Below are 8825 nucleotides of genomic sequence, written 5' to 3' on the forward strand. Positions count from 1 at the left end.
CACTTTTTTAGCTTTTTGATCTCATTGTAATAAAACAAACCAGTTTCTTTACCTTTGATAAGATTATCCTTGTTATCCTTATTTAAAAAGGTTCAAATAGGAAAAAAATTTAATAACACAAAAATAGAGAGAAATTAGGGAGTAAATCATGTTGAATAAGCGGAAATTTTATATCAATGGTCTGTGGGATGATCCAAGCACTCCTCACGATCTATATGTTATTAATCCATCAACAGAAGAGGCTTGTGCTGTCATCAGCCTTGGTAGCATAAGAGACGCAGATAAAGCAATTAACGCGGCTCAAATAGCTTTTCAAACTTGGAAAACAACCCAACCTAGTGAACGTCTGGGTTTTGTTGAAAAAATTTTAGAAATCTATGAAAAACGCTCAGGCGATATGGCAAAAACCATTTCAATGGAAATGGGAGCACCTATTGATATGGCGCTCAATGCGCAAACCGCAACTGGGAGTTCTCATATTCGCAACTTTATCAAAGCTTATAAAGAATTTTCATTCCAAGATGTTTTAATAGAAGGAAATGAGCAAGCGATTCTTCATTATGATCCTATCGGCGTCGTCGGATTGATTACACCATGGAATTGGCCCATGAACCAAGTGACACTTAAAGTTATCCCAGCTCTTTTGGCTGGCTGCACTATGGTGTTAAAACCCTCTGAAATTGCTCCTCTTTCTGCTATGCTTTTTGCTGAAATTTTAGATGAAGCTGCTCTCCCAGCAGGCGTTTTTAATTTAATTAACGGTGATGGTGCCAACATTGGCTCTTACCTCTCTGCTCACCCAGACCTAGAAATGATCAGCTTTACCGGATCAACTAGAGCAGGAAAAGATATTTCTAAAAATGCTAGCAACACTTTAAAAAGAGTCTGTCTGGAACTTGGAGGTAAAGGAGCTAACATCATCTTTGCTGATGCCGATATAGACGCTATTCAACGTGGTGTACAACACTGCTTTTACAATAGTGGGCAAAGCTGTAATGCACCAACACGTATGCTTGTGGAACAAGCTATCTATGACAAAGCCATCAGAACAGCCAAAGATATTGCTGTAAAAACACAAGTGGGGCCAGGGCACCAAGCAGGAAATCACATTGGTCCTGTAGTTTCAAAACAACAATACGACAAAATACAAGATCTTATCCAATCTGGAATTGATGAAGGTGCAACCCTTGTCGCAGGTGGGTCTGGTTTACCAATGGGAATGGAACGCGGTTATTATGTGCGCCCAACAGTCTTTGCCGATGTGAAACCCCATATGCGTATTTTTCGAGAAGAAATCTTTGGCCCAGTCCTCTCGATTATTCCCTTTAATACAGAAGATGAAGCCATAACTTTGGCCAATAACACCGAATATGGTCTTACAAACTATATACAATCGCAAGATCGCGGCAAATGTCGTCGTATTGCTGCACAAGTACGGTCTGGGATGGTAGAAGTTAACGGACATGGATTACCCAGTGGTAGTTACTTTGGAGGAGTCAAATTTTCTGGGCGTGCTCGTGAAGGCGGTCACTGGGGAATTAAGGAATTTCTTGATACCAAAGCAATTTCATACTGGTAAAAGAATCTTATTCAAAGCTTTATAGGGATTGTATGATAACACAGCAAATAACGGATGAAGATGCTCTTGGGCAACGTCTCGATCAGTGGCTAGCTAAACAATATCATAATGCGCTGTCGCGTTCACGTCTGCAGACTCTCATCCGTGAAGGCTATCTTAAAGTTGATGGTCAATTAATAAAGGAACCGAAAACAAAATTAAAACCTAACCAAATTATCGAGTTGACGATGCCTACCCTTCGTGATGCAGAACCTAGCGGTGAAGCCATTGCATTGGACATTCTCTTTGAAGATGATCACGTCATTGTCATCAATAAACCAGCTGGTCTCGTTGTCCATCCTGGCAATGGCAATTGGAGTGGAACATTAGTTAACGCTCTTATCTATCATTGTGGTGAAAGTTTGTCTGGTGTTGGAGGTATTAAGCGCCCAGGCATTGTGCATCGTCTCGATAAAAATACAACTGGAGTCATGGTGGTCGCTAAAAATGACTTGGCTCATAAAAGCCTCAGTGCCCAATTTTCTGACCATGGACGTACCAGCGCATTAGATCGACGATATCATGCTTTGATTTGGGGATCTCCTAACCGTAATGTTTGGACAATTGATGCAGCTCTTGGACGCTCTCCCCATAACCGAACGAAGCAAGCTGTCGTCCATAACAAAAGCCCCCATGCTCGCCACGCTATTACACATTTTTCTCTCTTAGAAAAATATGGAACTTTTACAGATACAACATCTTTTGCTAGCCTTCTGGAATGTCGTCTAGAAACTGGACGTACACACCAAATTCGTGTTCATATGGCCCATATCGGACACCCACTCGTAGGTGATACTGTTTATGGAAATGCTTTTAAAACAAAATCAAATACATTCAATCCGATTATTAAAAATGCAATTGATCAACTCAACCGACAAGCTCTCCATGCAACCAGTCTTACCTTTGAACATCCCGCTACAGGTGAAATTATGTCTTTTTCTTCACCTCTCCCTCAAGATATGATTGAACTTATCAATCATTTTAAAAAAATGAATTGAAACTTTTAGTCTTCTCAGGATTTCACAATAAAATATCTCTTTTTGAACAAAATTAAAAATTATGCTAGAATAAAATCAGAAAGATATTTATAATGTCTGGAAATAGAATTTGCCTTATCAGGGAATTCATGCAAAAGGAGGGTGCTATATGGCCCATATGAATCTACTATCAGTGACCACAGGTGATGGAGGATTGAATCGTTATCTAGAGGAGGTACGTCATTTTCCTATGCTTGAGCCAAAAGAAGAATATATGCTGGCTCAGCGTTATCGTAAACATAATGATCTAAAAGCAGCCCATAGGCTGGTGACTAGTCATTTGCGTCTTGTAGCCAAGATCGCAATGGGATATCGCGGTTACGGCTTGCCCATTGGAGAAGTCATTTCAGAAGGAAATATTGGGCTTATGCAAGCTGTTAAGCGTTTCGAACCGGAACGGGGTTTTCGTCTTGCAACCTATGCTATATGGTGGATTAAAGCTTCAATCCAAGAATATGTATTGCGATCTTGGAGCTTGGTGAAAATTGGAACAACTGCTAATCAAAAGCGCTTGTTTTTCAACCTTCGTAAATTAAAAAGTAGGCTTCAAGCCTTTGATAATGGCGATCTCAATTCAGAGCAAATTAAAGAGATCTCAACAAAATTGAATGTCACAGAAGATGAAGTTGTGTCAATGAATCGTCGACTTTGCGGTGATACTTCACTCAATGCGCCTCTTCGCACAAAAGAAGGTGAAAATGGTGAGTGGCAGGATTGGTTAGTGGATCACTCTGACAATCAAGAACAAGTTTTGATCGAACAAAATGAATTGGAAAATCGTCGTTCTATGTTAACAAGCGCCATGGATAATTTGAATGAGCGTGAAAAGCGTATATTCAAAGCACGTCGTTTAAGCGATGAACCGTTGACGCTAGAAGAACTTTCAAGTGAATTTCACATCAGTCGGGAACGTGTAAGACAAATTGAAATGCGTGCATTTGAAAAAATACAACATTCTATCAAAGCTTCTGTTTTATCCCAAAATCAGGCATAAACTCCACAAAGGCGGATGTGAATTTAGCATGTTTGCGTATTTTTGAAAAAAATGAGAGCCAATATATATTGGCTCCGTGTTCTTGAAGCTCAAATGATAGATCCTTTTATCCAAGACTCGTGACGACTTTTTTCTTCATCCACGTGAATGCTCTATTCTTTTTTATCAAGATCTGTCGGCTTATTTGATTGTGCAAGCCATTGTCCAATAACTTCATTAAAAATGGATTCACCTTTTGGCCCTTTTGCAAAGGTCAATTCATTTATACGTCCGTTTTTATCAGCCAACACCAAACGCACCCAATCTAATTCTCGCATCAATTGTAGATTGCGGTCGAGAAATGGATGATTGTCGCTCAATGCAATAAGAAAAAAATTATCGCCAATCTTCGCTGCAACAGTCCTAGCTAAAGCTTGCCCAATGGAGTGTTCACTGGCCTTAAAAACTAATGTTTGAACATTGCTTATAGTTTCCCCTGAAAATTTATCAGAAAGATTAAAAATAAGATCTATAATATACGCAGCAGGGAGAGACAGATCGGTATTACGACGTAAAATCAACCGTAATGATAGCCCCTCATCTGGAATTGTTATATCACCTTGTATAATCGACTCTTCTGGAGCTCCCTTCACACGAGATTCTTTTATAAGCGTCCAACGAGCACTCCCCGTTGCCACTTTTTCTGCATCATAATCTGTACGCGCCTGATAAAAGATGGCCTCACCTGCTTGTCCAGTTGACTGCAAATTTGTGGTAACAACTGTTGAGGTTTCTTTCTCATTTGAAGAATTTTCCGTCTGATCTAAGCCTGTATCAACTTCGCTCCCATCCTCTAATAAGCGTTGCGTTAATTTTCTATTAACAGAAAATGCCTTTTGTAATACATGAGAAACTTGAACATTCCCCTGTGACAACTGATCATTATTTGATACAAATATACGCCCACCGACAAAACAAATACCAGTGGTTAAAGTGACCAAACTAGCGGCAATAGCAGTACCTATTGCGATACGCTTTTGCAGCGAAGACTGATTAGCACGCCGTATAGCTTGAGAAAAAATATGCGAAACAATATGCAGGTTATCTATTTGCGAAGTAGAAGCTAAAGGTGAAGATTTTAACGTATTCTTGTCAATATGCTGAGAAACCAAATAAGCATCCATATTGACAGGTTCGGCATCTGGCAATCCTGAAACAGACTCATCAAACACTTCTTTATCTTTTGAATTTGTAACTCTATCCTGTCTTCCTTCTATCATCACAACTGAAAACTCATGATCGTGTGGAAGCACAGAGCTTTGCGTGTGTTGGTAACCTTCAACTATACCTGTAGATTTCCATCCAATAACGGAAGAAAGCAACTCCTTTTCAACTGCTAAATATTCTTCTTCAACAGTTGCAATAGCACTTTGCAAAATCTGTCTTTGCTCATCTGCCATCGCTTGTGGTATTGTGGCCGCGACAAACTGATGTTCTAGTGTTTCAATAGCTCGTTTATAAATTCTCTGGCGCACTTGTGGTGTAACATTATTCTGCGCATCCATTGCCTTTTTTAAGATTCCAACGAAATCTACCATATCCTTTATAATCTTTCTCAAACTGAGAAAAAATCCCAGCCGCAAGGACAAAAACGCCCTTCTTTTAGCCCTCTAAATTGATTGTCATTTATATTGATACAACTATCGTCGCAGTTTAAAGTGAACATGGAAAATAAACAATGCTCTTTTGTACCTTTCCCTCACTTGCTCTTAAATTTCTATTTATACAAAAATACAGAGACAACATGAAAAAATCTCAAAATAATGATTAATTTTCAAAAGGATCAGTAACAAGGATAGTATCTTCACGCTCAGGGCTAGTAGATAACAAAGCCACCCGTGTATGGATCATTTCTTCAATATAACGTATATACCTAACTGCCTGCACTGGTAAATCCTCCCAGCTCAACGCATGCGCTGTTGCTTCCTTCCAACCTTCTAATGTCTCATAAATAGGATTTACACGCGCTTGAGCTCCCATGGAAGAAGGTAAATAATCGATTCTTTTACCATCAAGCTCATAACCAATACAGATTTTAATTTCATCCAAACCATCCAAAACATCGAGCTTTGTCAGTGCGATACCCTGAACACCACAAACCGTTACCATCTGACGTACTAAGACAGCATCAAACCAACCACATCGACGTTTTCGACCAGTTACAACGCCAAATTCATGTCCATGCATTCCCAAAAAATCGCCGATATCATTTATCTGCTCTGTCGGAAATGGTCCTTCTCCAACACGCGTTGTATAAGCTTTTGCAATACCTAAAACATAATGAATTGAGCTAGGCCCCATACCTGAACCAGTACATGCCTGTCCAGAAACTGTGTTAGATGACGTCACATAAGGATAAGTCCCAAAATCATTATCTAATAAAGCACCTTGTGCACCTTCAAAAAGAATATGTTTTCCCATCCGATAACTTTCATCTAAAAGACGCCACGTACAATCCATAAAGGGTAGAATTTCATCCGCTACTCGCATCAATTCTTCATAAAGTGCTTTAGAATCAATCTCTGCAACACCTATTCCACGACGCAAAGCATTATGATGTCCTAAAAGTCGTTCGATCTTAGCCATAAGCGTATCAGCTTCCGCCAAATCCATTACTCGGATAGCACGACGTCCCACCTTATCTTCATAAGCTGGGCCAATACCACGCTTTGTCGTACCAATTTTTAAACCAGATAATCCGCTTTCCCGACTTGCATCAAGATCACGATGCAAAGAAAGAATCAATGGAGCATTTTCAGCAATACGTAAAATTTCTGGTGTAATTCTCACTCCCTGATCACGTAGCTTTTTTAATTCTGCTACAAAATGATGAGGATCAACAACAACACCATTACCTATAATTGATAACTTCCCACGAACTAAACCAGATGGTAGAAGCGATAATTTATAACTAACCCCATCAACAACCAATGTATGACCTGCATTATGACCGCCCTGATATCTTACCACAATATCTGCTCGTTCAGACAACCAATCTACAATTTTACCTTTGCCTTCATCTCCCCATTGTGTACCGACAACTACTACATTGGCCATAACTTTCTCCGTCGTGTTCGTCAAATAAAACCAGCATTCAAAAAAATACTTCCTTATAACGAAACATTAGAGCAAGTGCGACTCTTCATTTCAGCTTTTTCCCAGTCTTCAGGTACTTAAATTTTCAGTTTCATAATAATAAAAGCAAATAAGTATAACCAAGACAAATAGTACCTTAAAGACGTGCTTTTTCAACCTGAAATGCCCATTCAAGCCATTGTGTTAAAATTTCGAGATCAGAAGCCTCAATTGTTATACCTGTCCAAATTCGAAGCCCTGGAGGAGCATCTCGATACGAACCAATGTCATAAGCGACTCCTTCCTCATCAAGACGATCCACTACCGCCTTTATAAAAGATACCCGTTTTTCAGTATCCAAAGCAGTAATCACTGGATCTACAATATCTAAACAAACAGATGTATTAGAACGTACTTGAGGATCCTTTGCTAGATATTCTAACCACGGTGTTTTACAAACAAAGGCATCAAGTATAGAAAAGTTTTTCTCAACACGCGCCCTCAATGCCTGTAAACCACCTTGTGACTTTGCCCACTTCAATGCATCAAGAAAATCTTCAATACACAGCAAAGAAGGTGTATTGATAGTTACCCCCTTAAAAATACTTTCGTTCAATTTTCTATCTTTTGTCATACAGAAAATTTGTGGCATGGGCCAAGATGGAACATAACTCTCTAGCCGTTCAACAGCACGCGGACTTAAAATCAACATACCATGTGCTGCCTCCCCTCCTAAAACTTTTTGCCATGAAAAAGTGACAACATCTAATTTTGAAAAATCAAGATTGTGTGCAAAAGCTGCTGATGTTGCATCACAAATTGTCAACCCTGCTCGCTTCTCTGGAATAAAATCTGCATTAGGAATACGCACACCAGAAGTTGTTCCATTCCATGTAAAAACAACATCACGATCAAAGTCAATTTGTGTTAAGTCTGGTAGTTCACCGTAAGGAGCTTCAAAACAGCGTACATCAGAAAGCTTTAACTGCTCAACAACATCTGCCATCCATCCTGATCCAAAACTTTCCCATGCCGCTATATCAACGCCACGTTCACCTAATAAAGACCACAGAGACATTTCAACAGCACCAGTATCCGAAGCAGGAACAATCCCTATACGGTACTCAGAAGGCACTTCAAGGATCTCACGAGTTAAATCAACAACTTCAGCAAGTTTTAGTTCTGCTTCTCTAGAGCGATGCGAACGTCCAACTAATGCATTTTTAAGAACTTCAGGAGTCCACCCAGGTCGCTTGCTACAAGGGCCTGAAGAAAAATTAGGATTATTTGGACGATAACTTGGTTTTCTTAACATTATCATTATTTCTCCCCTTTATATATGGCTAGTCTTTTTTAAAAAAAACGAATTATTATAAAGACTGTGCCAATAGTCTTTTTAGACAAAAATCAAAAATGTTTTCTTTTTATTTCGTTCGAACGCTTAAAATACGCGGAAACCTTTCAAAAATACCCCCTTAATCATGCTGCTAGATTGATTCTTAAAAAAAACCCTCGCGCCACCACCACGATAAGACAGCATCCTGATGATCATACACTAACGTATCGCAATATACCTATCAAGTGTATTTTATGGAAAGAATAATTACAATTTCTTAGAGTCAGGGAGATAAACTTATAAAAAATCAATTATTTTTCTTTTGATGACTGGACAGAGAGAATTTTAATGTTATAACCGCACACGTTTCACGTGTTTTGTGAGACGTGCCCAGATAGCTCAGTTGGTAGAGCAGCGGACTGAAAATCCGCGTGTCCGTGGTTCGAATCCGCGTCTGGGCACCGCTTTTTGTTTTTAATATATTGAAATATATAGATTTTTTCTTCAAACAACCATTTTTAGACCACCTTTTACGGTTTATACAACTTTATCTAATTTACTCCTATTTGCTCCTTATTTTTCTTTGGAGTGAGTGCCAAAATCTCTTTCTTTCTCCACCTCACTGCTCTACCTAGCTTATATGGCTCTAGAAATAATCCCTGAAGCCCCCTATTGCGAATCGTTGTTGTGGATACACTAAAAAGCTGTGCACACTCACGTGTCGTT

General features: G+C 39.3%; 7 protein-coding genes and 1 tRNA gene. 4 read left to right on the top strand and 4 right to left on the bottom strand.

Features of this window, described 5'->3' with window-relative positions:
- Positions 1-148: 148 nt before the first annotated feature.
- The 3 genes from GQO39_RS00965 (at position 149) to rpoH (ending at position 3649) form a co-directional block, all read left to right on the top strand.
- Complete coding sequence (locus GQO39_RS00965) at positions 149-1579, top strand: aldehyde dehydrogenase family protein (RefSeq protein WP_007553180.1); 1431 nt, start codon at positions 149-151, stop codon at positions 1577-1579.
- Between the two features lie 32 nt (positions 1580-1611).
- Positions 1612-2616 carry an RluA family pseudouridine synthase gene (locus tag GQO39_RS00970; RefSeq protein WP_156850550.1) on the top strand — a complete coding sequence of 335 codons (1005 nt, stop codon included), beginning with the start codon at positions 1612-1614 and terminating at the stop codon, positions 2614-2616.
- Positions 2617-2764: 148 nt separating this feature from the next.
- Positions 2765-3649, top strand: coding sequence for an RNA polymerase sigma factor RpoH (gene rpoH, locus GQO39_RS00975; protein ID WP_156850551.1), 885 nt, complete (start codon positions 2765-2767; stop codon positions 3647-3649).
- Positions 3650-3801: 152 nt separating this feature from the next.
- Here rpoH and GQO39_RS00980 read toward each other — a convergent pair whose 3' ends face one another.
- The 3 genes from GQO39_RS00980 to GQO39_RS00990 form a co-directional block, all read right to left on the bottom strand.
- Positions 3802-5226 carry a hypothetical protein gene (locus GQO39_RS00980; RefSeq protein WP_156850552.1) on the bottom strand — a complete coding sequence of 475 codons (1425 nt, stop codon included), beginning with the start codon at positions 5224-5226 and terminating at the stop codon, positions 3802-3804.
- Between the two features lie 229 nt (positions 5227-5455).
- Complete coding sequence (locus GQO39_RS00985) at positions 5456-6745, bottom strand: adenylosuccinate synthase (RefSeq protein ID WP_156850553.1); 1290 nt, start codon at positions 6743-6745, stop codon at positions 5456-5458.
- Between the two features lie 175 nt (positions 6746-6920).
- A complete protein-coding gene (locus GQO39_RS00990; RefSeq protein WP_156850554.1) occupies positions 6921-8084 on the bottom strand; it encodes a phosphoserine transaminase in 1164 nt (387 codons plus the stop codon).
- A gap of 403 nt (positions 8085-8487) precedes the next feature.
- Here GQO39_RS00990 and GQO39_RS00995 point away from each other — a divergent pair.
- Positions 8488-8560, top strand: a tRNA-Phe gene (locus tag GQO39_RS00995).
- A gap of 90 nt (positions 8561-8650) precedes the next feature.
- Here the strand turns inward: GQO39_RS00995 and GQO39_RS09060 are convergent.
- The coding region (locus tag GQO39_RS09060) for a helix-turn-helix transcriptional regulator (protein ID WP_156850555.1) at positions 8651-8825 on the bottom strand (175 nt) is incomplete at its 5' end.

This window comes from Bartonella refiksaydamii (assembly GCF_902652675.1).
GTDB classification, from domain to species: domain Bacteria; phylum Pseudomonadota; class Alphaproteobacteria; order Rhizobiales; family Rhizobiaceae; genus Bartonella; species Bartonella refiksaydamii.

What these genes read in the sequence shown, in the direction of transcription:
- GQO39_RS00985 (WP_156850553.1), bottom strand. Translation starts at nt 6,745, where the DNA reads ATGGCCAATGTAGTAGTTGTCGGTACACAATGGGGAGATGAAGGCAAA.
- GQO39_RS00970 (WP_156850550.1), top strand. Translation starts at nt 1,612, where the DNA reads ATGATAACACAGCAAATAACGGATGAAGATGCTCTTGGGCAACGTCTC.
- GQO39_RS00965 (WP_007553180.1), top strand. Translation starts at nt 149, where the DNA reads ATGTTGAATAAGCGGAAATTTTATATCAATGGTCTGTGGGATGATCCA.
- GQO39_RS00990 (WP_156850554.1), bottom strand. Translation starts at nt 8,084, where the DNA reads ATGATAATGTTAAGAAAACCAAGTTATCGTCCAAATAATCCTAATTTT.
- rpoH (WP_156850551.1), top strand. Translation starts at nt 2,765, where the DNA reads ATGGCCCATATGAATCTACTATCAGTGACCACAGGTGATGGAGGATTG.
- GQO39_RS00980 (WP_156850552.1), bottom strand. Translation starts at nt 5,226, where the DNA reads ATGGTAGATTTCGTTGGAATCTTAAAAAAGGCAATGGATGCGCAGAAT.